Annotated in this window: 22 protein-coding genes; 10 read left to right on the top strand and 12 right to left on the bottom strand. The window is 65.3% G+C overall.

The features are described 5' to 3' along the window. Positions 1-80 precede the first annotated feature (80 nt). From mtgA to mpl, 7 genes are all read right to left on the bottom strand, one after another. Complete coding sequence (gene mtgA / locus U1H99_RS02055) at positions 81-815, bottom strand: monofunctional biosynthetic peptidoglycan transglycosylase (RefSeq protein WP_323141195.1); 735 nt, start codon at positions 813-815, stop codon at positions 81-83. A 14-nt stretch (positions 816-829) separates the two neighbouring features. Next, positions 830-1669 (bottom strand): shikimate dehydrogenase, encoded by an 840-nt coding sequence (aroE, locus tag U1H99_RS02050; RefSeq protein WP_323140114.1) that lies wholly within the window; start codon positions 1667-1669, stop codon positions 830-832. A 1-nt stretch (position 1670) separates the two neighbouring features. Continuing rightward, positions 1671-2522 carry a TonB family protein gene (locus tag U1H99_RS02045; protein ID WP_323140113.1) on the bottom strand — a complete coding sequence of 284 codons (852 nt, stop codon included), beginning with the start codon at positions 2520-2522 and terminating at the stop codon, positions 1671-1673. A 164-nt stretch (positions 2523-2686) separates the two neighbouring features. Further along, complete coding sequence (locus U1H99_RS02040) at positions 2687-4753, bottom strand: ribonuclease catalytic domain-containing protein (RefSeq protein WP_323140112.1); 2067 nt, start codon at positions 4751-4753, stop codon at positions 2687-2689. A gap of 3 nt (positions 4754-4756) precedes the next feature. Further along, positions 4757-5359: a chorismate--pyruvate lyase family protein gene (locus U1H99_RS02035; RefSeq protein WP_323140111.1), complete on the bottom strand. Its 603-nt coding sequence runs from the start codon at positions 5357-5359 to the stop codon at positions 4757-4759. 7 nt (positions 5360-5366) lie between these two features. Next, the gene (locus U1H99_RS02030; RefSeq protein WP_323140110.1) at positions 5367-5969 is read right to left on the bottom strand and encodes a YqiA/YcfP family alpha/beta fold hydrolase; all 603 of its coding nucleotides are present in this window, start codon (positions 5967-5969) and stop codon (positions 5367-5369) included. Beyond that, positions 5966-7336 (bottom strand): UDP-N-acetylmuramate:L-alanyl-gamma-D-glutamyl-meso-diaminopimelate ligase, encoded by a 1371-nt coding sequence (gene mpl / locus U1H99_RS02025; RefSeq protein WP_323140109.1) that lies wholly within the window; start codon positions 7334-7336, stop codon positions 5966-5968. The genes U1H99_RS02030 and mpl overlap by 4 nt, the downstream gene beginning before the upstream one ends. An 88-nt stretch (positions 7337-7424) precedes the next feature. Between mpl and U1H99_RS02020 the strand changes: the two genes are divergently transcribed. The 8 genes from U1H99_RS02020 (at position 7425) to U1H99_RS01985 (ending at position 14937) form a co-directional block, all read left to right on the top strand. Beyond that, positions 7425-8057 carry a hypothetical protein gene (locus tag U1H99_RS02020; protein ID WP_323140108.1) on the top strand — a complete coding sequence of 211 codons (633 nt, stop codon included), beginning with the start codon at positions 7425-7427 and terminating at the stop codon, positions 8055-8057. Continuing rightward, entirely contained in the window at positions 8050-8595 is a 546-nt protein-coding gene (locus U1H99_RS02015) for a TlpA family protein disulfide reductase (RefSeq protein ID WP_323140107.1), read from the top strand. The genes U1H99_RS02020 and U1H99_RS02015 overlap by 8 nt, the downstream gene beginning before the upstream one ends. A 117-nt stretch (positions 8596-8712) precedes the next feature. Next, the gene (gene aroQ, locus U1H99_RS02010) at positions 8713-9150 is read left to right on the top strand and encodes a type II 3-dehydroquinate dehydratase (RefSeq protein ID WP_323140106.1); all 438 of its coding nucleotides are present in this window, start codon (positions 8713-8715) and stop codon (positions 9148-9150) included. 85 nt (positions 9151-9235) lie between these two features. Beyond that, positions 9236-9706 carry an acetyl-CoA carboxylase biotin carboxyl carrier protein gene (gene accB, locus U1H99_RS02005; RefSeq protein ID WP_323140105.1) on the top strand — a complete coding sequence of 157 codons (471 nt, stop codon included), beginning with the start codon at positions 9236-9238 and terminating at the stop codon, positions 9704-9706. Between the two features lie 129 nt (positions 9707-9835). After that, positions 9836-11236, top strand: a complete 1401-nt coding sequence (accC, locus tag U1H99_RS02000; protein ID WP_323140104.1) for an acetyl-CoA carboxylase biotin carboxylase subunit — start codon at positions 9836-9838, stop codon at positions 11234-11236. Next, entirely contained in the window at positions 11233-12183 is a 951-nt protein-coding gene (gene prmA, locus U1H99_RS01995) for a 50S ribosomal protein L11 methyltransferase (protein WP_323140103.1), read from the top strand. Before accC ends, prmA begins: the two co-directional genes overlap by 4 nt. A gap of 4 nt (positions 12184-12187) precedes the next feature. Next, a complete protein-coding gene (locus U1H99_RS01990; RefSeq protein ID WP_323140102.1) occupies positions 12188-13990 on the top strand; it encodes a DUF3426 domain-containing protein in 1803 nt (600 codons plus the stop codon). Between the two features lie 8 nt (positions 13991-13998). Then, complete coding sequence (locus U1H99_RS01985) at positions 13999-14937, top strand: carbohydrate kinase family protein (protein WP_323140101.1); 939 nt, start codon at positions 13999-14001, stop codon at positions 14935-14937. A gap of 98 nt (positions 14938-15035) precedes the next feature. Here the strand turns inward: U1H99_RS01985 and U1H99_RS01980 are convergent, their stop codons facing one another. The 3 genes from U1H99_RS01980 to U1H99_RS01970 form a co-directional block, all read right to left on the bottom strand. Next, on the bottom strand, positions 15036-15578 hold the full coding sequence (locus U1H99_RS01980) for a YggT family protein (RefSeq protein ID WP_323140100.1): 543 nt from the start codon (positions 15576-15578) through the stop codon (positions 15036-15038). Positions 15579-15657: 79 nt separating this feature from the next. Further along, positions 15658-17163, bottom strand: a complete 1506-nt coding sequence (locus tag U1H99_RS01975; protein ID WP_323140099.1) for a transcriptional regulator — start codon at positions 17161-17163, stop codon at positions 15658-15660. Positions 17164-17816: 653 nt separating this feature from the next. Further along, positions 17817-19484: a glycosyltransferase family 4 protein gene (locus tag U1H99_RS01970; RefSeq protein WP_323140098.1), complete on the bottom strand. Its 1668-nt coding sequence runs from the start codon at positions 19482-19484 to the stop codon at positions 17817-17819. Positions 19485-19813: 329 nt separating this feature from the next. Here U1H99_RS01970 and U1H99_RS01965 point away from each other — a divergent pair, with 329 nt between their 5' ends. Together U1H99_RS01965 and U1H99_RS01960 are read left to right on the top strand one after the other, a co-directional pair. Continuing rightward, positions 19814-20368, top strand: a complete 555-nt coding sequence (locus U1H99_RS01965; protein ID WP_323140097.1) for a hypothetical protein — start codon at positions 19814-19816, stop codon at positions 20366-20368. Between the two features lie 12 nt (positions 20369-20380). Continuing rightward, entirely contained in the window at positions 20381-21793 is a 1413-nt protein-coding gene (locus U1H99_RS01960) for a M20/M25/M40 family metallo-hydrolase (protein WP_323140096.1), read from the top strand. Positions 21794-21884: 91 nt separating this feature from the next. Here the strand turns inward: U1H99_RS01960 and U1H99_RS01955 are convergent, their stop codons facing one another. Both U1H99_RS01955 and U1H99_RS01950 read right to left on the bottom strand, forming a co-directional pair. Further along, positions 21885-22982 (bottom strand): ribonucleotide-diphosphate reductase subunit beta, encoded by a 1098-nt coding sequence (locus U1H99_RS01955; protein WP_323140095.1) that lies wholly within the window; start codon positions 22980-22982, stop codon positions 21885-21887. 183 nt (positions 22983-23165) lie between these two features. Next, positions 23166-26078, bottom strand: coding sequence for a ribonucleoside-diphosphate reductase subunit alpha (locus tag U1H99_RS01950; RefSeq protein ID WP_323140094.1), 2913 nt, complete (start codon positions 26076-26078; stop codon positions 23166-23168). Positions 26079-26461: the final 383 nt, after the last annotated feature.

Raw genomic sequence — 26461 nt, 5'->3', positions numbered from 1 at the left:
AATACCCCGTCCGGGACAAAGCAACTGTTGAAGTTACCAAAAGGATCTTGCCAAAAATCGGGCTCTGACCCCGGTTTGACCTACGGCAGGTCGGCGGCGTTCATGCGGCGTTGAATGATGGCGCTACGGCGTGCCAGGTAGTTGGTCTGGCGGTGGGCGTCGTAGTAGCGCGGGTTGGGCAGCATGACGGCCAGGCGGGCGGCCTGGGCCGGGCTCAGGCTGGCGGCCGGCGCGCGGTAGTAGTGGCGTGCGGCGGCTTCGGCGCCGAACACGCCGCGCCCGAACTCGACCACGTTCAGGTAGATCTCGAGGATGCGCTGCTTGCTCATCACCGCTTCCAGCATGTAGGCGATCACCAGTTCCTGGCCCTTGCGCAGGTAGTTGCGCGAGCCGGACAGGAACAGATTCTTCGCCAGCTGCTGCGTGATGGTCGAGCCGCCGCCGACCACTTTATGGCGCTTGTTGTTGCGTTCGTAGGCTTTTTCCAGCGCATCCCAGTCGACCCCGTCGTGCTCGGCGAAATTCGCGTCTTCGGAGGCGATTACGGCGCGCTTCAGGTTGTTCGAGATGCGCGCGTACGGCACCCACGCCTGTTCCAGCCTGGCGTTCGGATTGGTCTCGCGCAGCGCCGACAGCTGGGTGCGCATCATGCTGGTCGACGACGGATTGAACTGGGTCCACCAGCAGATCATCAGGAAGAAATACAGCTGCACCAGCACCACCGCCAGCACCGGCCCGATGACCAGCCATTTCAGCCAGCGCCGGCCGCCGGAGTGCCGGCCACCACTTTTTGAACGTGAGGCCGCCGCCCCCATCTTCAGCGCCGTGCTCATAAGCTTGAACGCAGTTGCACCAGCACCGGCATGGTGGCCGGCCGCACGCCGCGCCACAGCGCAAACGCCTCCGCGGCCTGCTCGACCAGCATCCCGAGGCCGTCGCGCACCGCGGCGCCATGCAAGGCCGCGAATTCCATGAACTGGCTCGGCTCCTTGCCATACATGATGTCGACCGCCAGCGTGTCCGGCCCGAAGCTGGCTGCCGGTACCGGCGGCATGTCGGCCGCCAGGCTGGCCGAGGTCGCGTTGACGACCACGTCGAACACGCCTTCGATGGCGTCCATGCCGACCGCGCTCACCTGCCCGGGGTGGGACGCATGCGCGGCAAACTGCTCGACCAGCGCGTCGGCAGTGGCACGGGTGCGGTTGGCGATCACGATCGCGGCCGGGCCCTGCTCCAGGAACGGCAGCACGATGCCGCGCGCCGCGCCGCCAGCCCCCAGCAGCAGTACGCGCTTGCCGGCCAGCGCCACACCGGCATTGCGCACGATGTCGGCCACCAGGCCCGGGCCGTCGGTGTTGTCACCGACGATCTCGCCACCCTCGAAGCGCAGCGTATTGACGGCGCCCGCCAGGCGCGCGCGCGCGGACAGGCGGGTGGCGATGGCTGCCGCCTCCAGCTTGAAAGGCACGGTGACGTTGGCGCCGCGATAGCCTTCGGCGACCAAGCGCCGCACCGTGCCGGCGAAACCGTCTAGCGGCGCCAGGCAGCGTTCGTACACCAGGTCCTGGCCGCTCGTGGCCGCGAAGGCGGCGTGAATCTCGGGCGATTTGCTGTGGGCGATCGGGTTGCCGATCACACAATAGCGGTCGGCTGAATACTGGTCTGTCATCTCATCCTTCTCCGCGCAGTTCGGCCTGCAGCTTTTCTTCCCGGGTAAATTTGAAACGGGTGATCACGATCCACAGGTCGTCCTTGTCGGACGAGCGCATGTTGGCCGGGAACTTCCCGAACGGCGCCGCGCGCCGCACGATGGCCAGCGCGGCCTTGTCCAGCGCCGGGTTGCCGGAACTGCGCTCGATGCGCGGTCCGCCCTCTTTTTCGTAGAGGCTGCCGTCCTGGAACACCGGAATGTAGACCACCAGCTCGCCATACAGCTTGCTGCCGTTCTGCTGCGGGAAATTCAGGGTGCCGACCTCCTCCACCCGCTTTTGCATCGCCTTGTAGTACATGGCGTAGCCGACTTCCTGGGTGCTGGGGCTGATGAAGGTCTTTTTCGGACGCTTGTTCTCGTCCGAGATGCGCTGCGTGATCTCGGCCGACATGCGCGCGATGGACTTGGTGGTGTCGAGGTTGTCGGCGCCGTTGCGGTTCGGGTCGGGCCGGACCTGCTCCGCGACCGGGGCGCTGGCATAGTTAGAGGGCCGTACCTGGCTCATGACGTTCTTCTGCTGCTGCTCGAGTTCGGCGATGCGGCGCTGCAGGGCCTCCATGCTGTCGCCGTTCTCGATGCGCTTCAGGTCCGGCAGCGGCGACTGCGCGCGCCCGGCGTCGGCATTGCCGCCGCCATCCAGGTTGGCCTGGGCCAGCGCCTCGGCCTTGAGCGGCGCGCGCTGGTGCTTGGCGTTGACCAGGATGACTTCGAGCCCCGGATCGGCCGGCTGCAGCCGGAACGCATCCGGCGCGGCGAAATGGACCGCCAGCAGGGCCGCATGCGCCAGCACCGAAACGGCGACGGCGATCATCAGGGGACGTTGTTGTCGGGAGTACTTCACGCGCTGCGGGGAGGGAGGGTTGGAGTCAGGGAATGATCCATTCTACCGTGCGCGAGCGGGAGTTTGCGAGTGTTGCGGGAAAGTATCGGTGCGCGGGGTTGCAAGGTGGGCACATCATGCCCACCCCATGACGATCAGGCAGCCGCCTGCGGCGCCTGCGGCTCGGCCGTCACGTCGGTCTGCGTCTCCGGATCGACCACGGTCACCGCGCCTTCCGCCTCGGCGCCTTCCACCGCCGCCGCCTCGCCGCTGTCACTGCCCTCTTCCTCATCCTCGAGCGCCAGTTCTTCCGACGGCGCCACGGCCGCCACTTCCAGCAGGCGCGCCTCCAGCGACAGGTCGACCTCGTCCCAGCGCACGATGTCCAGCCGCACCTGGGCGCCGCGTGCCACTTGCTGCATGCCCGGCAGGCGGATCACCAGCGGGATGTCGACCAGGCGCAGCACCTCGTCCTTCAGCACCACGGCGTCGACCTGCTTCGCCTGTTCCTGGCCCAGCCAGCGCAGGCACCAGTAACGCTCCATGTTCTGCTGGAAGTCGTTGTAGGCGCCGTAGGCGGCGTCGAAGCTCGATACGATCGCGAACAGGGTCGCGTCGCGGTGCTTGAACGGCGCCACCAGCGGCGCGGTCACGCCGTTCGAGGCGCAGGCCAGGATCTGCCACTGGTTGACCAGGTCGGTATAGCGGCGCAGCGGCGAAGTGCTCCAGGCGTACTGGTCGACGCCCAGGCCCTGGTGCGGCGCCGCGTGGGTCACCATGCGCACCTGGATCTTGGCGTTCCAGCCGCCGGCACCCGGACCTTGCGAGCGGTAGATGCCGGGCACGCCCGAGTCGTGCAGCAGCTTGCCCCAGGTGCTGTTGGCGAAGATCATCAGCTCGGCCACGATCTTGTCCAGAGGCGCCCCGCGCTTGCGGCGCACGATGGTGACCACGTCGTCCTCGACGTAGAAATTGAAGTCGACGCGGTTCGCCTGTTCCGGTTTCAGGCCGAAGGCTTCGCGCTTCTTCATGCGGCCGGCTTCCAGTTGCAGCGCCCACTGCCACAGCAGGCCAAGCTCGGTCTTGTGCGGATACTCGCCCTCGCCGCTGGCCAGGGTCTCTTCATTCACCAGTTCGTCGAGGTCGTTGTGGCGCAGGTTGCTCTTCATCGGCACCCGCTCGGCCCGCGTGGTGGTCGACAGGACGGTCCAGGTGGACGGATCCAGCACCGCGTACAGCGACAGCGCCGGGCAATCCTTGCCCTCGGCCAGCGTGAATGCGTTCACCACCTCATCTGGCAGCATGGTGATCTTATCGCCCGGCATGTAGACAGTCGACATGCGCGCGCGCGCGATCTTGTCGATGGCGTCGTCCGGACGGATGCCCAGGCCCGGCGCCGCGATGTGGATGCCGACGCGTACGGTACCGTCGTCCAGGGTCTCGACCGAGAAGGCGTCGTCGATCTCGGTGGTGGTCACGTCGTCGATCGAGAACGCCGCCACCTTGGCCAGCGGCAGGTCGGCCGGCGCCGCCGGTACCTCGACCGGCGGGAAACCGGCGCCGCGCGGGAAGTGCTCGAACAGGAAGCGCCCCATGTGCAGCTCCTTGGCCGAGGCGATGCCCTTGGTCGCCAGCATCAAGCGCGGCTGGGTGGTCTGCAGTTCGGTGGCGGCGGTGTCCAGCGCCTTGTATTCGATGCTGTTCTTGTCCGGCTTGAACAGCAGCTGCTGGACCAGCGGCTGCAGCGCTTCCGGCAGGCGGCCGGCCTTGAGTTCCTCGACGTAGGACGCCTGTACGATGGCCTGCTGCTTCTTCTTTTCGATGCCGGCCAGCGCCGCGCGCAGCGACTGTTCGGGCGCGCCCTTGTAGCGGCCACGGCCCTTCTTGTAGAAATAGATGGGCGAACCGTGCAGGGCCAGCACCAGGCCGGCCGCTTCGGCCGGCAGCGGGGCGTGGCCGAAGTACTCGGCGCCCAGTTCGGCAAAGCCGAATTCCTCGTCGCCGGCGACTTCCCACAGGAATTCGAGGTCGACGTCCGCCGCGATCGCCTTGGCCTGCTCCAGCAGCGTGGCCGGATCCGGCTTCTCGAACTGCAGCAGCACGTCGCGCGTCTTGACCTTGGTGCGTTTCCCGCTCGGCATCTCGACCTGGTAGGCCTCGCCGGCCTGCGACAGCACGGTGCCGACCTTGAAATCGCCGGACTCTTCGAAAAATACGTTCATAATCTATTTCAGGTTCATGTTGGTTGCGGCCGGCGCCAGGTCCAGTACCGCAGGCAAGAATACCTCGGTGACCAGCAGCAGGCCTTGACGGCGGCGGTAGACGCAGCGCCGGGCATAATAAGTCGCATCCGGATCCGCCAGTGCATTGTCCGCCTCCGGGCCAAGCGCCGCGCGCACGCGCGCCAGCAGCGGGTGGCCCGGCCGGATCCGGGCAAATTCGAGCCGGCCACGCCGGACCAGCGGATCGTAAAACAGCGTGGTGCCGAGCGAGCGCTCGCCCAGTGCCGAAAACAGCGGCCAGTCGTGCGCCGTGGCGTCCAGCGGCACCACCGTGTGGCCGTACACCGCCGGGCGACCGTCGCAGCGCAGCAGCACCTCGCGCTCCCACACGCGCTGGCGGCGCGCCAGGCCGAGTGCCTCGGCCTCGTCCGCCAGGCAGAGCGCGCCCGCCTGGCGCACCTTCTGCACCCGAAAAGCGCGGCTGTGCGCCACCAGGCGCGCGGTCAGCGAACCGGGCGTGGCCAGCCAGCCGCGCATCGCGGCCGGTGCGCGCACGCCCGCGGAATGCGCCAGCCAGCGGGCCTGGCGCAGCGATGGCGTTCTCAAGTCGCCCTCACGCCGGCGCTGCCGTCATGCAGAATGCCAGCACCTCGTCGACATATTGCGCGAATTCCGATACGGCGTGATCGCTGCCCTGGATCACATGCTGGTGCGCCCCGGCGTAATGGGCGACCATGTCGCGATAATCCAGCACTTCGTCGCCGGTCGCCGCCAGCAGGAAGTAACGTTCCGGACGCGTGATCCTGTCGACTTTCAGCGCGGCCAGCTCGTCGATGTACGCGCGCTTGAACTCGAACGGCTCATCCGAGTGCCAGGCGGTCGTCACGCCGACGTGCTTGTCCAGGTCTTTCAGCGGATCGACCGCCGGGTTCACCAGCGCCGCGCGGCAGCCGAAGCGCTCGGCCAGCCAGGTCGCATAAAAGCCGCCGAGCGAGGAGCCGATGATGGCGATCTGATCCGGTCCCTTGTCGGCGTAACGCCCGGCCAGTGTCAGCACCAGGTCCATCGCGGCTTTCGGCGAGGCCGGCAGCTGGGGACAGATCAGTTCATGCGCGCGCCCCAGCTCGGCCATGCGCCCGTGCACCACGCGCGCCTTGTACGAGCGGGGCGACGAGCGGAAGCCGTGCAGATAAAGGATATGCGGACGCCCGCTCATGCCGCCAGGCTTTCCAGCAGTTTCTGGTGCACGCCGCCGAAGCCGCCGTTGCTCATCACCAGGATATGGTCGCCCGGCTGGGCCGCCTGCACGATCGCCTGCACCATATAGTCGATCTGGTCGAAGCTGTGGGCAATGTTGCCCAGCGGTTTCAAGGCGTCGGCCAGCGACCAGCCCAGCGCCTGCTGGCTGCCGAAGCCGAACACCAGGTCGGCATCCTTCAGGCTGCCCGGCAGCGCATCCTTCATGGCGCCCAGTTTCATGGTGTTCGAGCGCGGTTCCAGCACGGCCAGGATGCGCCCCGACGTACCGATCTTCTGGCGCAGGCCGCCCACCGTGGTCGCAATCGCCGTCGGATGGTGGGCGAAGTCGTCGTACACCGTCACGCCGTTCACCACGCCGCGCACTTCCATGCGCCGCTTGACGTTCTGGAAACGCGACAGCGATTCGATCGCCTGCGCGGGTGGCACGCCGACGTGGCGCGCGGCGGCGATCGCGGCCAGCGCATTGGTGCGGTTGTGGTGGCCGCTCAAGTCCCAGTGCACGGTGCCCTGCACTTCCTTATTGAAGATGACGTCGAAGCTGGCGCCGCCCGGATGCTCGACCAGGCTCCAGTCCACGCCCTCGGCCACGCCGAAGGCTTCCTTCTCGCTCCAGCAGCCGCGCTTGAGCACGCGGCCGATCGAGGCTTCGTCGCCGTTCACGACCAGGCGGCCGACGCCGGGCACGGTGCGCACCAGGTGGTGGAACTGGGTCTCGATGGCGCCGATGTCCGGGAAGATGTCGGCGTGGTCGTATTCCAGGTTGTTCAAGACCGCGGTCTTGGCGTGGTAATGCACGAACTTGGAACGCTTGTCGAAGAAGGCGGTGTCGTACTCGTCGGCTTCGATCACGAAAAAGTCGGAATCCTTGTCGCCCTGCAGGCGCGCCGAGATGCCGAAGTTCATCGGCACGCCGCCGATCAGGAAGCCCGGCGAGTAACCCGCATCTTCCAGGATCCAGGCCAGCATCGAGGTGGTCGTGGTCTTGCCGTGGGTACCGGCCACCGCCAGCACCCATTTATTACGCAGGATATGTTCGCCGATCCACTGCGGGCCAGATACATAAGGCAGGCCGCGATTCAGGATTTCCTCGATCAGCGGATTCCCGCGCGTCATCACGTTCCCGACCACGTACAGATCCGGTTCCAGCGCGACCTGTTCCGGGCCATATCCCTGGATCAGTTCGATGCCCTGGGCTTCGAGCTGGGTACTCATCGGGGGATAGACGTTGGCGTCGCAGCCGGTGACACGGTGGCCGGCTTCCTTGGCCAGGACAGCCAGCCCACCCATGAAGGTGCCGCAGATGCCGAGAATATGGATGTGCATGGTGGTCGAAAAAGATGCAGGGAAATAAAGGAATACGCGATTTTACCCGACGCGATGCCATTTTCCGTTCAAGAGTATGATCTGAGACATGATGCCGAATTCAAATGATGACCTCCAACAGTTGCGCACCCGCATCGCTGCGACGGCCGCGCGCATGATCGCCCAGGATGGCGCCGACTACGCCACCGCCAAGGCCAAGGCGGCGCGCCAGGTGCTGGGGGTCGACCGCCCTGCCCCGAATTATTTGCCCGACAATATACAAGTCGCAGACGAGGTGCGCCGCTACCAGTCCCTGTTCCAGGGACCGGCCCAGGCGGCGCGCCTCAAGCATTTGCGCGGCGCCGCGCTGGAAGTGATGGAAGCGCTGGCCGAGTTCCGGCCCTACCTCACCGGCGCGGTCCTGAACGGCACCGCCGGCGAACATGACGACATCCACCTGCAATTGTTTGCGGACAGCGCCAAGGAAGTCGAGATCTGGCTGCTGAACCGGAACGTCGATATCGACATCTCGGAAACCCCGCACTTCAAGGGTGGTCGCCACGATCCGGTCGAGACCGTGAGTTTCATGTGGCATAAGGAACCGGTCCACGCCGAACTGTATGACATGAACGATTTGCGCGGTGCCCTGAAACCCCGTGCCGACGGCCGCCTGCAGCGCGTCGACCTGGCGGGCCTGCGCGCCCTGATGATGACTGACGAAACCCTGGAGCAAGATGAATAAGAAGGTTAACAAGCCGCGCCTGGCCGCCTACCTGATCGTGGCCGCCGCATTTACCACCCTCGGCGCGATTGCCGCCGTCAAGCAGGACGGCAAGGCCGCGGCCGGCGCCGCCCCGGCCAATTCCGGTGCCGCCCTGTACGCGCAGTCGCTGAACGACCTGACCGGCAAGCCGCAATCGCTGGCGCAATGGAAAGGCAAGCCGCTGCTGGTGAATTTCTGGGCATCCTGGTGCGCGCCCTGCGTGCAGGAGATGCCGGAACTGTCGGCATTGGCGGCCAAGGACGGCGGCAAGCGCTTCCATGTGATCGGCATCGGCATCGATTCGCCCAGCAATCTCGTCCAGTTCACGCAAAAGACCAAGGTCGCCTATCCGCTGTACGTCGGCGGCATGGGAGCGACCGACCTGGCGCGCGGGCTCGGCAACACCAACGGCGGCCTGCCTTACACGGTGCTGATCGGCGCCGATGGCAAGGTGATCAAGACCTACCTGGGCAAGCTGAAGTTCGACCAGTTGCGTGCCGACCTGGCCAAGCTGTAGGCGGCCCGAAGCATTCGCGAACGGTCGTTCACTTCCTTTCGCACTTCCTTATATCGCTTGCCAATACGTAATGTTGGCGGCAAAATGCCTGTCTTTCGGGCAAACAGACGGTTCATCATGGCGAAAAAGCTCCTGCTGCTCAATGGCCCCAACCTGAATTTGCTGGGGACGCGTGAGCCTGCAGTGTACGGTGCCACCACCCTGGCCGACATCGAACAGGCCGCGACGCGCCAGGCGGTGGCGGCGGGCGCAAGCATTGCCTGCTTCCAGAGCAACCATGAAGGCGCGCTGATCGACCGTATCCATGCCGCCAGGCAGGAAGCGGTCGACGCCATCGTCATCAACCCGGGCGGACTGACGCATACCAGTGTGGCCTTGCGCGATGCGCTGGCCGCGGTGGACATTCCGTTTGTGGAAGTGCACCTGTCTAATATTTATAAGCGTGAGGAGTTTCGGCACCATTCGTTTTTGTCCGTGATTGCGCAAGGCACGATTTGCGGACTGGGCGCTGATGGATATCGCTTTGCCATCGACTTTGCACTCAAAGAGCGTTAATCTACGTCAACTTCACGCATTCCGTGCGGATTTGCGAGCAGTTCCGCACCGCATCCTCATAAACATATAATTCCAGGGGTTTCACATGGATCTAAGAAAACTCAAGACATTGATCGACCTCGTCGCCGAATCGGATATCGCTGAACTCGAAGTGACCGAAGGCGAAAGCAAGGTTCGTATCGTCAAGTCCTCGGCAATCCCGCAGAATCAGATGGTCATGGTGCCGCCGCAAGGCGTGCAGCAATTCCAGGCACCGGCAGTCCAGGGCGCCGCAGCCCCGGCACCCGCAGCAGCCGAGCCGGCCGCTGCGCCGGTAGAAACCGGCCATGTCGTGAAGTCGCCGATGGTCGGTACCTTCTACCGCTCGTCGTCCCCGGGCGCCCCGGCATTCGTCGAAGTCGGCGCCAATGTGAAGGAAGGCGATACCCTGTGCATCATCGAAGCGATGAAGCTCCTCAATGAAATCGATGCCGACCTCTCCGGCACCATCACCAAGATCCTGGTGGAAAACGGCCAGCCCGTCGAATTCGGCCAGCCGCTGTTCGTGATCGGCTAAGACTCGTTATCGTCAACGGACCGAAGTCCGGAGCCTTTCGCAAGGAAGCCTCCGGACTTCTGCCCTCCGCCCTTCCGATTCAGTTGTCTCCGGCCATCTACCGGCACTCACAGAAACATCGAACTTACCATGTTTGAAAAAATCCTCATCGCCAATCGTGGTGAAATCGCTCTGCGTATCCAGCGCGCCTGCCGTGAAATGGGCATCAAGACCGTCGTCGTGCACTCGGAAGCCGACAAGGATGCCAAGTACGTCAAACTGGCCGACGAGTCGGTCTGCATCGGCCCGGCCCAATCCGCGAAAAGCTACCTGAGCATGCCGGCGATCATCAGCGCGGCCGAAGTCACCGACGCCGAAGCGATCCACCCGGGTTATGGCTTCCTGTCGGAAAACGCCGACTTCGCCGAGCGCGTCGAGAAATCGGGCTTCGTGTTCATCGGCCCGCGTCCGGAATCGATCCGCCTGATGGGCGACAAGGTTTCGGCCAAGCAGGCCATGATCAAGGCCGGCGTACCGTGCGTCCCGGGTTCGGATGGCGCCCTGCCCGACGATCCGAAGGAAATCATCCAGACCGCGCGCAAGATCGGCTATCCGGTCATCATCAAAGCGGCCGGCGGCGGCGGCGGACGCGGCATGCGCGTCGTGCACACCGAAGCGGCCCTGCTGAACGCCGTGGCGATGACCAAGACCGAAGCCGGCACCGCCTTCGGCAATCCGGAAGTCTATATGGAGAAGTACCTGGAAAATCCGCGCCACGTGGAAATCCAGGTGCTGGCCGACGAGCACAAGCAGGCCGTCTGGCTGGGCGAGCGCGACTGCTCGATGCAGCGTCGCCACCAGAAGGTGATCGAGGAAGCGCCGGCGCCGGGCATCCCGCGCAAGCTGATCGAGAAGATCGGCGACCGCTGCGCCGAAGCCTGCCGCAAGATCGGCTACCGCGGCGCCGGCACCTTCGAATTCCTGTACGAGAACGGCGAGTTCTACTTCATCGAGATGAACACCCGCGTGCAGGTCGAACACCCGGTCACCGAAATGATCACCGGCATCGACATCGTGCAGGAACAGATCCGCATCGCCTGCGGCGAGCGCCTGCGCTTCCGCCAGCGCGACATCATGCTGTCGGGCCACGCGATCGAGTGCCGCATCAATGCCGAAGACCCGTTCAAGTTCACTCCGTCGCCGGGCCGCATCACCGGCTGGCATCCGCCGGGCGGTCCCGGCATCCGCGTCGATTCGCATGCCTACGCCGGCTATTACGTGCCGCCGCACTACGATTCGATGGTCGGCAAGGTCATCGCCTACGGCGCCACCCGCGAGCAGGCGATCCGCCGCATGCAGATCGCGTTGTCGGAGATGGTGGTCGAGGGTATCCTGACGAATATCCCGCTGCACCGCGAACTGATGGTCGACGCCCGCTTCATGGAAGGCGGCACCAACATCCATTACCTGGAGCAGAAGCTGGCCCACAAGCCGGACCTGCCGAAGGATGGCGCGCTCGGCGCCAAATCGGAAAGCAAGGCTGAACAATGAGCTGGACTGAAGTCGTCATCGAAATCGCCCGCGAGCACGCCGAGGCCCTGTCGGACGCCCTGATGGAAGCGGGCGCGCTGTCGGTCTCGGTGGAAGACGCCGACGAAGGCACCGAAGACGAGAAGCCGCTGTTCGGCGAGCCGGGCATGGTGCCGGAACAGGCCGCCTGGGACCACAGCCGCGTGGTGGCCCTGACCGACGACGTCGACGACCAGGCCACCATCGTGGCCGAGGCGGCGCGCGCCATCGGCCTCGAGCAGTTGCCGGACTTTTCGGTGCGCTCGGTGGCGGATGCGGATTGGGTGCGCCTGACGCAATCGCAGTTCGCGCCCATCCACATCGGCAAGAACATCTGGGTCGTGCCGAGCTGGCACGAAGCCCCGGATCCGAACGGCCTGATCCTGGAAGTCGATCCGGGCCTGGCTTTCGGCACCGGCAGCCATCCGACCACCCGCCTGTGCATGGAGTGGCTGGAAGCGCATCCGGCACCGGGCAAGTCGGTGCTGGACTACGGTTGCGGTTCCGGCATCCTGGCGATGGTCGCCAAGAAGCTCGGCGCGGCCGACGTGGCCGGCGTCGACATCGACCCGCAGGCGATCGAATCGGCCAAGCTGAATGCCGAACGCAACGGTTGCGCCATCGACTTCTACGTGCCGGACGATTTCGGCGCGTCCGAGCGCAAGGGCAGCCGCTTCGACATCGTGGTGGCCAACATCCTGTCGAGCCCATTGAAACTGATGGCGCCGATGCTGTCCGGCCGCGTGGCCGAAGGCGGTTCGCTGATCCTGTCGGGCGTGCTGGCGCGCCAGGCCGAGGAAGTGGCCGCCGCCTACGCACCTTTCATCAAGCTGGGCGTCTGGGCCGAGCACGACGGCTGGGTCGCCCTCCACGGGCAGCTCGGCTTGGAGTCCGCACCGCCGTCGCGCGCCGCCGAAAACGGCGAGTGACCGCATGGCGCTCGCGACCCAGTGCCCGTTTTGCCAGACCAGGTTCCGGGTCGCCTCGGACCAGCTCAAGCTCCGCGGCGGCATCGTCCGCTGCGGCGCCTGCCAGCGCATCTTTGACGGCAGCGCGCACCTGATCGACCTGGATGCGCCGAAGCCGGCCCCCGGTCCCGAGATGCCGCCGCCGACGTCTGGCGCCGAGGTGGCGGCGCCCTCCCCCGCAGCTGCCCCGCAAGAAGAACGAGACAGCAGCGCCGACTTCATGGCGCAGCCGGTCCAGACCCTCGATTTCACCAATACCTTCGCTCCGCCCGGCATCCTGCCCGAGGCGGCCCCGGATGCAGCGGCTGCGCCCGTCGTGCAGGATCCCGAGCCGCCGCATGGCGACGTGCTGGCCCATGCCGTCGAAGAAGTCGGCGCCGGTCCGGTGGTGGATATCGACCTCACGCCGCCAAGCGTCGAAGCGCCCGAGCCGGAGGCCGCCGAACCGCAGCCGCAGGATCCGGAACCGCCGCATGGCGACGTGCTGGCCCACGCGCTCGAAGAAGCCGGCGCCGGTCCGGTGGTGGACGTCGACCTGCCGCCGCCGGATGACGAAGCGCCCGAACCGGAAGCCGCTGAATCGCAGCCGCAGCCGCAGCCGCAGGACCCTGAGCCGCCACATGGCGATGTACTGGCGCATGCGGTGGAAGAAGCCGGAACCGAACCGCTACCGCCCCCACCGCAGGATCCCGAACCGCCGCACGGCGACGTGCTCGCGCATGCCGTCGAGACGCTGACGTTCGCGCCGCAAGGCCGGATCGAGCCGCGCATCGAGCCGTGGGCCGAACCACGGCGCGAACCGCGCCTGGCACCCGAGGACAATGCGCCGGCGGCCGCTCCGCCCGAACCCGTGGCGCCCACGACAATCGACACGCCGGCCGCGCCCGCCGCGTCCGCCGCGTCCGTAGCGCCGCCCTCGTTCGCGCCGCCGGGGCGCATCGAGCCCAGCTTCGACCTGCCGGTGGACGAGGAACTGGTGGCCCAGCCGCTGCCCGGCGACGAGCAGGCGTTCCCCACCAACGCCGGGCCGCATGGCGCGCCGCAGCATGCCGCCGCCGTCCCGGACGAGAGCGCGCCGCCGCTGCCGCTGCGCGCCTCGGCCGGCGCCGATCCGCATGAACCATCGCCTGCCACCGCCGCGGCACCACGCTCGGCGCGTGCCAAGGCGCTCGATGCGCGTGCGCGGCGCACCAAGCTGACCCCCACCCGGATCGAAGCGCCGCGCCTGCGCGTGCCGGAAAGCGACGAGCCGGAATTCGTCAAGCGCAGCCGCAAGCAGGAGCACTCCAGCCGCACCCGCCGCATCGCGATGGCCATCGGCGCCGTCGTGCTGCTGCTGGTGCTGGCGGCCCAGCTCGTGCTGAATTTCCGCAACGTGCTGGCGGCGCGCTATCCGGGCGCGCGGCCGGCCTTGGGCGCCGCCTGTGCCCTGCTCGGCTGCCGCATCGAACTGCCGACCCAGATCGACAATCTCGCCATCGAGAACGGCGAATTGACGACGCTCGGCCCGGACACGTATTCGCTCAATACCCTGTTACGCAACCAGGGTAATCTCGTGCAGGCCTGGCCGAGCATCGAACTCGAGCTGACCGACGCCAACGACAAGGCCGTGCTGCGCCGCGTGTTCGCCCCCGGCGAGTATCTGCCGCAAAACGGCGCTGCCGCGCCCGGCGGCTTCGGCCCGCGCTCGGAACAGCCGATCAAGCTGCATTTCGCGCTGGCCGACCTGAAGCCCTCCAGCTATCACATATTCATCTTCTATCCTTAAGGTTTCACATGACCAAGACTTCGCTGATCTGCGGCTCGATCGCCTTCGACAAGATCATGCAATACCATGGGCGCTTCGGCGAAACCCTGCTGGCCGACCAGCTGCATCGCGTGAACGTCTCCTTCCTGGTGCCGACCCTGCGCACCGAATACGGCGGCTGCGCGGTCAACATCGCCTACAACCTCAACATGCTCGGCGGCGAGCCGCTGATCATGGGCACCATCGGCCAGGATGGCGGCGACTACCTCGACCGCATGGAAAAACAGGGCCTGGCCACCAACGCCATCCGCACCATCGGCGACGCCTATACCGCCCAGTGCTTCGTCACCGCCGACCTGGACAACAACCAGATCAACGCCTTCCACCCGGGCGCGATGCAGTTCTCGCACGAAAACAGCCTGGCCGACTACCTGCCGCTGCGCGTGGCGATCATCGCTCCGGACGGCCGTGACGGCATGATCAAGCACGCACGCGACTGCGCCGAGCGTGGCGTGCCCTTCATCTTCGATCCGGGCCAGCAGCTGCCGATGTTCAACGGCGAAGAACTGCTGACCTTCATCGGGCAAGCCGCCTACCTGGCCTGCAACGACTACGAATTCGAGATGGTGATGGACCGTACCGGCCTGACGCTGCACGACATCGCGTCGCGCCTGGATGCGCTGATCGTCACCCGCGGCGAACAGGGCTCGAGCATCTACGCCGGCGGCGAACACCACGTCATCCCGGCAGTCACGGCGAGCGCCGTGGTCGACCCGACCGGCTGCGGCGACGCCTATCGCGCCGGCCTGCTGTACGGCATCGCCAACGACCTCGACTGGCCGACCACCGGCCGCATCGCCAGCCTGCTCGGTGCGATCAAGATCGCGCACCAGGGTGGCCAGAACCACAGCTTCACGGCCCAGGAGATCGCCGACGAGTTCGAGGCGGCGTTCGGCTATCGCTACTGATCGCGGCGCACGCCATCCGTCAATAAAAAAGGGCCCAGGTCCGGCTTGCATGCCGGGCCTGGGCCCTTGGCGTTTCTACTGCCGTTGCCGGCGTCGCCTTACATCATGACGAAGGCCTGGCCGAAGCCCTGGCGCAGCAGGTACTGGATGATCTGCAGCAGGATCACCGCGACCAGTACGGTGATGTCGAGGCCGCCGAGCGGTGGAATCACGCGGCGCAGGGGACGCAGCAGCGGGTCCGTGAGCGCACGCACGAAGGGTGCCAGCGGCGCATGCGGATTGATCCAGCTGAAGATGACTTCGATGATCAGCAGGCCCATGAAACCGTAGATGATCCAGTTCAGGATCCGGAACAGGGCATACAGGAATACCTGCTGCCCGGTCCAGCCGGCCAGCAGCATGACGGCACTCGCGACCAGCACCACCAGGAAGGCGCCGATCAGGCTGGCCCAGTCGTAACCGCCCATGCCTGGCACGACGCGGCGCAAGGGGCGTACCAGCCAGTCGCTCAGGGTAAAGATGAACTGCCCGATCGAGGCAGGTGGGCGGACCCGGATGACCTGCATCCAGAAACGCAGCAGCAGGACGCCGCCGAGGACACCGGCCACGGTATCGACGATCAACTGAAGAATGGGCAGCACAAAGACTCCTTAAAAAAAAACCGCTGTGTGAACTTCACACAGCGGTATTTTGCCTGATCCAGACGTGGAACGGCAGCTGTTACGGACGGCTGCTGGTCGGGAACGGCCATGCGGCTGCCGGCGTGAGGACCGATTTGGCGGCCGGCTGGGCGCCGTCCTTGGTCTCCTGCTTTGCGTCCTGCTTGGTGTCCGACTTGGTTTCCGTTGCCGCTTCGGCTTTGGTTTCCGCTTTGCTGTCAGCCGAGGTGTCCGCTTTCGCTTCAGGCTTGGCTTCGGCCTTCGGCGCGGCGGCTTTTTTTGCTGCCGGCTTTTTCGCGGCCGGAGCCGATGCTTTCTTTGCTGCGGCCGGCGCTGCCGGTGCCGTCGACGCGGTCGATGCCGCGGCTTCCGGCTTGGCGGCGGCCTGCTTCACTGCCGACTTGGTGTCGGCGGTTTTGGTGGCTGCGGTCTTGGCCGGGGTCTTGGCTGCGGCGGTCTTGGTTGCGGCAGCTTTCACCGGTGCGCTGGTGGCAGCGGTTTTGGTTGCGGCAGTCTTGGTTGCGGCAGTCTTGGTTGCAGCAGTCTTGGCCGATGCAGCAGTGGTCTTGGTTGCAGCAGTCTTGGCCGGTGCTTTGGAAGCGGTGGTCTTGGTTGCGGCAGTTTTAGTTGCAGCAGTCTTGGCCGGTGCTTTGGAAGCGGTGGTCTTGGTTGCAGCAGTCTTGGTTGCAGCAGCTTTAGCCGGTGCTTTGGCAGAGTTGGTCTTGGTTGCAGCAGTCTTGGCCGGTGCTTTGGCAGCGGTGGACTTGGTTGCAGCAGCCTTAGCCGGTGCTTTGGCAGCAGTAGTTTTGGTTGCAGCAGCTTTGGTCGCGGTCTTGGCAGCGGTCTTGGTTGCAGCAGCTTTAGTCGCGGTCTTGGCAGCGGTCTTGTTTGTAGCAGCTTTAGCCGGCGCTTTGGAAGCAGTGGTCTTCGTTGCAGCAGCTTTGGTCGCGGTCTTGGTCGCAGCAGTCTTGGCGCCCGTCTTCGCCCCTGCCGAAGCCGAGCCCTTGGAAGCGGCGGTCTTGGTTGCAGCAGCTTTGGTCGCGGTCTTGGCAGCGGTCTTGGTTGCAGCAGCTTTAGCCGGAGCTTTGGAAGCAGTGGTCTTGGTCGCAGCAGCTTTGGTCGCGGTCTTGGCAGCGGTCTTGGTTGCAGCAGTCTTGGCCGGTGCTTTCGAAGCAGTGGTCTTGGTTGCAGCAGCCTTGGTCGCGGTCTTGGCGGCGGTCTTGGTTGCAGCAGTCTTGGCCGATGCTTTGGAGGCAGTGGTCTTGGTTGCAGCAGCTTTTGCCGGTGCTTTAGCAGCGGTGGTCTTGGTTGCAGCAGTTTTGGCCGGTGCTTTGGCAGCAGCGGTTTTGGTTGCGGCAGTTTTGGTCGCCGGTGCCTTGGTTGCAGCGGCTTTCTTCGCTGCAGGTTTTGCTGCCGGTTTGGCTGCCGGTTTTGCGGCGGCTTTTACGGCCGGCTTGGTTTCCGGCTTGGTTGCCGATTTAGCCGCTGCTTTTTTAGCGGCCGGTTTTTCTGCAGCGGCAGCTTTTGCTGCCGGCTTTGCTGCGGCTTTCTTGGTGGCTGTTGCCATTTTAAGTTCTCCTTCTCTGCGATGAGAAATACGCTACAAGGTTTGAACCCGTCCAACCCAGTCTGCTTGGTCGGGCGAATTATTCATCGGCGCACACACGGTGTCTGCGTCAATGAATCCGGCACCAGCTGAACTGCTGCAACTCCTCAAGTCTGCAGCGCTTCAGCTATCGTCGTCGCCGACGACCGAAACGACTGAAGTCCGACGGTTCACTACGCCATTCACATCGCTGCCATGAAGCGCGCGAAAAGAAAAAGCCGCCATGCCCGAAACTTATTCAGGCAATGCGGCTTGTTCTTTTCGCTAAGCTCACGCGCATACTGAATGAATCAGCGTCCCATTTTCGATCGGTCTGTTTCCCGCTTAACGCCTTTAAAACAGGCGTGTTCACGTTTTGACAAATTCAATCACGTAAGGTACATGAAAACCTTGTCAGTGCGCAACCCGCACACAATATTTTTCATGCCTTTGCATATGGGGGAACCCGTAATATCAATCTTTTAGATCGATCAACGCGATAACGTTTGATTCCTTCTTCGTTCTGCTTCGTCCGAAAAAAACAAGCGCGCCAACTGCGTCGCTGTTACTGCCATCGTTTCTATTGCTATGACTCCCCTATTACTGCAATTGCATAAGGCCTTTATATACAGGCTTTATTCATCGCCGCCGCCGACCTGCAGCAAGTCCATTTTGCTCAACCAGGCGAGTCCGCGCAGCAGCGTCGGGCGGTCGCACGGCCCCAATGTATCGAGCAATTCATCGACCTGCATCGGCTGCGATTCGATCGATCCGAAGATCAGGCCGAACTCTTCCAGCGTCGGCAGCGACGCCGCCGCGAAGCGGTTGATCGCCAGTTCGCGGTACTGGCGCAGCAGCGCCAGCGATGCATCCGGTGCGAGCGTCACCAGCGAGGCCGGCGTGATCTGCGCGCTCGGATACGACGCGAACAGTGCGAACGGATCCTGCCGGTCCGGCACCACTTGCGGCAGCGGCGGCGCCAGGGCCGCATCGGCGCGGCGCCGCTCATCGAGCTCGCTCCACAAGGCGCGGTAGCGCGCGAACACCACCGCCCAATCGAATTCCTGCAGCGCGCGCAGGCGCCCGCTTGCGCCCAGCTGGCGGCGCAGGTCCGCGTCGCCAATCAGCCGGGCATAGGCCTGCGCGAGCTGCGCGCCATCCACCGACACCGCCTGGCTGGTATGACCGCAATACATGTCGTAGCTGTCGACGCCATCGTCGTAACGCTGCGCGAGATCAAGTCCGGCGCCCGCTTCCGGCATCACCGTCGGGATGCGATAGCCATCGACGCCATCCCGCACTGTGTCGCGATGGCCGTCCCAGTCGCTGACCACGCACGGCAGCCCGGCCGCCATCGCCTCCAGCGCGGCCAGGCCGAAGCTGTCCTGGACGCTGTCGGCGAGCGCGGTGAAGACGTCGGCGGCGGCCCAGGCATCCTGCCGCCTGTCCGCCTCGCGTTCGTCCACCAGTACCAGCCGGATCGAAGGACAGAGCGCGGCGGCCGCTTCATGGATGGCCTGCGGCACCGCGTCGCCGGCGAATGCACCGCACAGGATCAGGTGCACGCGCTGGTCCGGCTGCCCGCCCTGCTGCTGCGCGCGTTCGAGCGCGCTGAACATCTGCTGCGGATGCGCCCCGGCGTGGAACGACAGGGGACCGGCGCACAGGAAGGCGACGTCGCCGTCGCCGATCTCGAGCATGCGGCGGGCGGCGCTGCGCCGTTCGCCATCGATGCCCAGGTCGGCGCAATGCACGCCGAGCGGAATCAGCGGCAGCTGCGGCAACTCGAAACGCTGGGCGCCGAGGCGCGCACGCAGATAGTCGGCCTGGCGCTCGAGGATCCGGCGCACGCTGTCGCGCACCACGCGCGATGGGCAGATCACTGCGTCCCAGCTGCGCACCGGCGCTGCCAGCAGACCGGCGAGCGCACTCATCCCCGCATGGCTGGCGGTGCTGTGGGCAAGCCCGCACAGGCTGTAGCGGCGCTCGCCGATGCCGAGGCGGCGCCAGGCCAGGCGCTCGATGCCGGGCGCCGGGTGGTACAGGATGCCGTAGTGGCCGATATCCTGCGGCCGGCCACGGGCGATGCGCTCGACCCGGCCCTGGTAGCCGTGCGCGCGCAGCAGGCTCTCGCATGCCTTTGCGTGCGCCTCGTCGTCGCTGAAGCAGCCGACCCGATCGAGCGCCGCGCTTTGCGCCACCGCACGCAGCAAGCCGGCGCCGGCAGCTTGCCGCGCCATCGGCTTGTGCCCGCCGGACGCATAAGCGTCGGGGACGTAGTGCAGGGCAAAGCGGTCCGTCATGTGGTCTCCAGCGCCGTATCTGAACTTGAGCGCATCATAGCCGCACTATCAGGCTTATGGCGCGAGGCACGCATCCATCGTGCGCGCGTGTCGCGATCGTGCCCCGATGGTACCTGCGATCGCAAGCGCGGACCACGGCGCTGCGCCGTTCGGGCCCGCCATCCAACAGGGTGTCCGCATCCGGTCGACAGCGCCCGGAACCGGTCATGGCGGGTCGCCCGGCCGCAGGCGAATTCCCTTCCTCATCAAGCACTTGGCAAGTGGCACGCGGCTTGCAAACGGATGTGGCGAACGCCCTGTTCGAACCCTCACACCACTGAAAGAGACCCATGACCTTCCACCGTTTTACGAAGCGCATCCACGCAGCCGTCCTGGTCTGCCTCGCACTCGCCCTGCCAGCCCACGCCCAGACCGGCCGCGGACCGGCCACGCCCGAAGAAGCCGCGCACGTCGCGCAGATCGCGACAGCGTCCGACAAGGACCCGGTCGCCACGATGACCTCGGCCGACGGCCGCTGGTTCCAGAAGTGGAGTGACGAGGTCCCCGACTACAACTTCAATCCCGACAAGGCCGCCCTCTGGCTGATGAACGGCGCGGCCAAGGGTGAATTCAAGCGCGTGGTCATTTTCCAGCACGCCGTCAGCACCGCCGCCTTCCAGCTGCAGCACCACATCCAGGACCCGCGCAAAATATCGGAGAACTTCGCGGAGAGCCTCGAGAGCGTCACCCTCGCCGGCCTCGAAGGCGTGCTGCGCGCTTACGAGAACATGCTGCCCACCCATCCCGCGATCCGCTCCGCGGAGCTGGACGCGGCGCTGGCGGCGCGCGACAAGGGCACGCTGGCGCAATTCGTCGCCGCCCTGCCGCCGATGCCGCGCCGCTGATCGGACCCGGCCATGATGCGAATCTTATTGGCGCTGCTGTCGGGCTGCATGCTGTACGCCGCGGCCGCGGCGCGCACCCCGGCCTCGCCCACGTCCACGTCGATGGCGACGCCCGAGGCGCGCCTGATCGACGAGATCGGCAGCCACGCCGAACTGATGCCCAACCTCGAGCGGCTATGCGACGACATCGGCGCCCGCCTCACCGGCTCGCCGCAGCTGCAGGCGGCGCAGCAATGGGCGATGGCGCGGCTGCGTGCCTACGGCGCCGTCGGCGTCCATCTGGAAGCCTACGACATGGGCCGGCCCTGGCGGCGCGGAGCGGCACGCGCACGCCTGCTGAATGCCAGCGGAATGGCGCTCGAGGTCGTGCAGAAAGGCTGGACCGAAGGCACGGCGAGGCCGGTACGCGCCGAGGTCGCGCTGCTCGACGTCAAGACACTGGACGAGTTCAAGGCAGCGGCGCCGGCGCTGAAAGGCAAGATCGTGCTGGTCGAGTCCGCACCGCGGGCCACGCCCGAACAGCGCAAGGACCCGGCCTGGTTCGCCGACGCCAGCCGCGCGGTCCGCGACGCGCAGCTGGCCGGCGTGCTGCTGGTCTCGTCCAAGGACAACGGCCTGCGCGACATGTGGGGCGGCCCGCGCTCGCTGTTCGACCGCCATGCCGCGATCGTCACGCGCGAGCACGCCAACCTGCTGAAACGCCTGCTGGCGCGCGGCATCGTGCCGCGGGTCGAGCTGGAGCTGAAAGGTGGCTTCGACGCGCGCCCCGTCCTGGCCTACAACGTGGTCGCCGACTACCCCGGCAGCGACGCCGGCGGCGAGATGGTCGTGCTGGGCGCCCACCTCGACTCCTGGGACCTCGGCAGCGGCGCGGCCGACAACGGCAGCGGCGTCGTCGCCATGCTGGAAGTGCTGCGCGCCTGGCATGCGCTCGGGCTGCGTCCCAAGCGCGCGCTGCGCATCGTGCTGTTCTCGGGCGAGGAGCAGGGCCTGCTGGGCAGCCGCGCCTACGTCGCGGCGCACCGCGGCGAACTGGATCGCATCCAGGCCGTGCTGGTGCAGGACACCGGCAGCGGGCGCGTGACCGGCTTTCCCGACATGCGCAACGACGCCTGGTACGCGGCACTGACGAAGGCGGTGGCACCGGCCGCCACCCTGGGACCGCTGGACGTGCAGTACGGCCCCGCCGGCGGCTCCGACTTCGAGCCCTTCGTCAACGCGGGCGTGCCGGCGTTTCCGGCGCTGCAGGACGAGCGCGACTACCGCAGCCACACCCAGCACAGCCAGGTCGATGCGGTCGACCACGTCGACCGTGCCGCGCTGACGCAGGCGGCGCAGGTGCTGGCGGTGGTGGCGTGGGGACTGGCGAATGGGGAGCGCCTGCCTTATGGCGCAACGGCGGGGGCAGCAGCGACGGCGAAGTAAACGCCCGGACCTGCTGATCCAAATAAAAAAGGCCGGATCCTTGTTCAGGATCCAGCCTTTCCTTATCAGGCTGACGCTACGGGAACCGGCATCAATCCCAGTTCAGCGCACCGCCGGTCTGGTACTCGGTCACGCGCGTCTCGAAGAAGTTACGCTCCTTCTTCAGGTCGATCATCTCGCTCATCCACGGGAACGGGTTCTCTTCGTTCGGGAACAGCGGATCGAGGCCGATCTGGACCGCACGGCGGTTGGCGATGAAGCGCAGGTAGCCCTTGAACATCGCTGCGTTCAGGCCCAGCACGCCGCGCGGCATGGTGTCTTCGGCGTAGCGGTATTCCAGCTCGACCGCCTGCAGGAACAGGTTCTTGATGTCTTCGCGGAACTCGGCGGTCCACAGCTGCGGGTTTTCCATCTTGATCGTGTTGATCAGGTCGATGCCGAAGTTGCAGTGCATCGACTCGTCGCGCAGGATGTACTGGTACTGCTCGGCGGCGCCGGTCATCTTGTTCTGGCGGCCCAGCGCCAGGATCTGGGTGAAGCCGACGTAGAAGAACAGGCCTTCCATCAGGCAGGCGAACACGATGATCGACTTCAGCAGCTTCTGGTCGGCCTCGAGCGTACCGGTCTTGAATTCCGGATCGTTGATGACTTCGATGAACGGGATCAGGAATTGGTCCTTGTCGCGGATCGACGGGATCTCGTTGTAGGCGTTGAAGATTTCCTTCTCGTCCAGGCCCAGCGATTCCACGATGTACTGGTAGGCGTGGGTGTGGATCGCTTCCTCGAACGCCTGGCGCAGCAGGTACTGGCGGCATTCCGGCGCCGTGATGTGGCGGTAGGTGCCCAGTACGATGTTGTTGGCGGCCAGCGAGTCGGCGGTCACGAAGAAGCCCAGGTTGCGCTTGACGATGCGGCGCTCGTCTTCGGTCAGGCCGTTCGGGTTCTTCCACAGCTCGATGTCGCGCTGCATGTTCACTTCCTGCGGCATCCAGTGGTTGGCGCAGCCGGCCAGGTACTTGTCCCAGGCCCATTTGTACTTGAACGGGACCAGCTGGTTGACGTCGGTCTGGCCGTTGATGATGCGCTTGTCGTCGGCGTTGACGCGCTTGGCGACATCGGCCGAGCTTGCTTCGGAGGTGGCTGCGGGGGCCGGCGCGGCGGCCGGTTCGTCGTCCCAGGAGAGAGCCATGATGAGTTCCTTCTTGAATTCTTGGTGGCAGCACGATTGGCTGCCAATGTCGTTTGCCGGAAAACCGTCATTCCCGCGCAGGCGGGAATCCAAGTTTTGTGGTCCACCACGAACTTGGGCCCCCGCCTGCGCGGGGACGACGTGCTTGACTTCTTAGCTTAACGCTTCAAATACGCTTGCTGATTACTGGCAGGCTTCGCACTCGTCGAAACCGGCGTCGCCCGGACGCAGGTAGCAGGCCGCGCCTTCGACGATATCCGCCGAAGCCGCCGGTGCTGCCACCGGCGCCGCTGCCGCTGCCGCCGGGGCCGCCGACAGGCCGCCATCCACCGGCACCGCATTCAGCGCGCCGGTACGGGTGGTCGACTTCTCCATGTGCGTCGCGGCGATGGTGCGCAGGTAGTAGGTCGTCTTCAGGCCGCGCAGCCAGGCCAGTTTATAGGTTTCGTCCAGCTTCTTGCCCGAGGCGCCGGCCATGTAGATGTTCAGCGACTGGGCCTGGTCGATCCACTTCTGGCGGCGCGAGGCGGCTTCCACCAGCCACTTCGGCTCGACTTCGAAGGCGGTGGCGTAGATGTCGCGCAGGTCTTGCGGGACGCGGTCGATACGCGACAGCGAGCCGTCGAAGTACTTCAGGTCGTTGATCATGACCTCGTCCCACAGGCCGCGCGCCTTCAGGTCGCGCACCAGGTAGGAATTGATCTCGGTGAATTCGCCCGACAGGTTCGACTTCACGTACAGGTTCTGGAAGGTCGGCTCGATGCAGGCCGACACGCCGATGATGTTCGAGATCGTCGCGGTCGGGGCGATCGCCACGCAGTTCGAGTTACGCATGCCGAATTGCTTCACGCGGCTGCGGATCAGGCTCCAGTCCATGGTCTCGGACGTGTCCTGCTCGAGATAACCGCCGCGCTCTTCCGCCAGCAGCTTGATCGAATCCTGCGGCAGGATGCCACGGCTCCACAGCGAACCTTCGTACGACTCGTAACGGCCGCGTTCCTCGGCCAGCTCGGTCGACGCCAGGTAGGCGTAGTAGCAGACGGCTTCCATCGAGCGGTCGGCGAACTCCACGGCTTTATCCGAGGCGAACGGCACGCGCATCATGTGCAGGCAGTCCTGGAAGCCCATGATGCCCATGCCGACCGGACGGTGGCGCAGGTTCGAGTTACGGGCCTTGTCGACGGCGTAGTAGTTGATGTCGATCACGTTGTCCAGCATGCGCATCGCGGTGCGGATGGTCTTCTGCAGCTTGACCGCATCCAGGCCGTCGCCCTTCATGTGGGCCGGCAGGTTGACCGAACCCAGGTTGCAGACGGCGATCTCGTCGGCGTTGGTGTTCAGCGTGATCTCGGTGCACAGGTTGGACGAGTGCACCACGCCCACGTGCTGCTGCGGCGAACGGATGTTGCACGGGTCCTTGAAGGTGATCCACGGGTGGCCGGTCTCGAACAGCATCGACAGCATCTTGCGCCACAGGTCGAGCGCTTCGACTTTCTTGTACACGGTCATTTCGCCGCGCGCCGCCTTGGCTTCATAGCCGAGGTAGGCTTCCTCGAAGGCCTTGCCGACCTTGTCGTGCAGGTCCGGCACTTCCGACGGCGAGAACAGGCTCCACGAACCCTTTTCCATCACGCGCTTCATGAACAGGTCGGGAATCCAGTTCGCGGTGTTCATGTCGTGGGTGCGGCGGCGGTCGTCGCCGGTGTTCTTGCGCAGGTCGAGGAATTCCTCGATGTCCAGGTGCCAGGTTTCCAGGTAGCCACAGACCGCGCCCTTGCGCTTGCCGCCCTGGTTGACTGCCACGGCGGTGTCGTTCGCCACTTTCAGGAACGGGACCACGCCTTGCGACTTGCCGTTGGTGCCCTTGATGCGCGAACCCATCGCACGGACCGGAGTCCAGTCGTTGCCCAGGCCGCCGGCGAACTTCGACAGCAGCGCGTTTTCCTTGATGCCGTCGTAGATGCCTTCCAGGTCGTCGCTGATGGTGGTCAGGTAGCACGACGACAGCTGCGAGCGGCGGGTGCCCGAGTTGAACAGGGTCGGGGTCGAGCTCATGAAGTCGAAGCTCGACAGCAGGTGGTAGAACTCGATCGCGCGCGCTTCGCGGTTTTCCTCGCGCAGGGACAGGCCCATGGCGACGCGCATATAGAACGCCTGCGGCATCTCGATGCGGGTTTCGCGGATGTGCAGGAAGTAGCGGTCGTACAGGGTCTGCAGGCCGATGTAGCCGAACTGCAGGTCGCGGTCGGCGACGATGGCCTTGGCCAGCTTCTGCAGGTCGAACTTGCCCAGCTCTTCGTCGAGCAGCTCGGCGGCGATGCCCTTGGCGATGTATTGCGGGAAGTAGGTGACGTATTCCGCCGCGGCGCCGGCTTGCGGCACTTCGTGGCCGAACACTTCCTTGCGGATGGTGTGCAGCAGGATGCGTGCGGTGACCTGGCTGTAGGCCGGGTCTTTTTCCATCAGTGCGCGGGCCGCCAGGATGGCCGACTTGTGCAGCTCTTCGACCGGCACGCCGTCGTACAGGTTCTTGACGGTTTCGGCCAGGATGGCGTCGGCGTCGACGTGCTTTTCGAGGCCGGCGCAGGCGGCATTGATCAGGCTCGCCACTTCGTTCATGTCCAGCGCGCGGCGCACGCCGCCGTCGACCACGGTAAATTGCTGCGCAGCGACCTGGGCACCGCCCGACGCTTCCTTGGCGGCGCGGCGCTCGTCCATGCGCTTGGCACGGTACAGCACGTATTCGCGCGCGACGTCATGCTCGCCCGAGCGCATCAGCGACAATTCCACCTGGTCCTGCACGTCTTCGATATGGAAAGTGCCGCCGTTCGGCTGGCGGCGCACCAGCGCGCCGACCGCGTTGGTGGTCAGCTCGCCGACCAGCGCGCGGATGCGTGCCGATTCACGGCCGCTCTCGCCGTTCACGGCGAGGAACGCCTTGGTCAGCGCAACCTCGATCTTGTTCGGCTCGAACGGCACCACGGCGCCGTTGCGGCGGATGATGCGGTAATCGGCCTTGGCGACCAGCTCGGCGGCACTGCTGCCGGCCGTCGTTGTGACGTTGGGATTGATGGAAATGGCCGAAGATGTTTGCATTGGGGCTCCCGATGCCAACCCATTAATGTTGGCAACCTAGTAACTTTTTGAGAATGGTGAACGGGGACGCATGATTGGAAAACGCTCGTTGCGCCCCTGCTCCTACTGTTCTGCTTGCTGGCGCCGACCACTAGATATAGTGATGGACCGGCGTTAGAACCTAATTGTAGTCGATATTAAGCGAGCTCATGAGATTTGCTCGGCGGATTTTTTTATAGTGCCGAGCTTGACATTTGCTAAAGCCCGATCAATGAAGCCTCCGCCCGATAGCAAGCACTAACATCACGTTTTGAGGGCGCAACCATGGTGCGCTTCATGCACCAGCCATGCCCGGGAGCGCTCGAATGCTGCAATGGCGAAAAGGCAACAGCATCTGCCTAACG

Origin of the sequence: Massilia phyllosphaerae (genome assembly GCF_034659755.1) — a bacterium.
Classification (GTDB): Bacteria; Pseudomonadota; Gammaproteobacteria; order Burkholderiales; family Burkholderiaceae_D; genus Telluria; species Telluria phyllosphaerae.
Note: the sequence above shows the minus strand (reverse complement) of the source record. Positions and strands in the feature narration are given on the sequence as shown.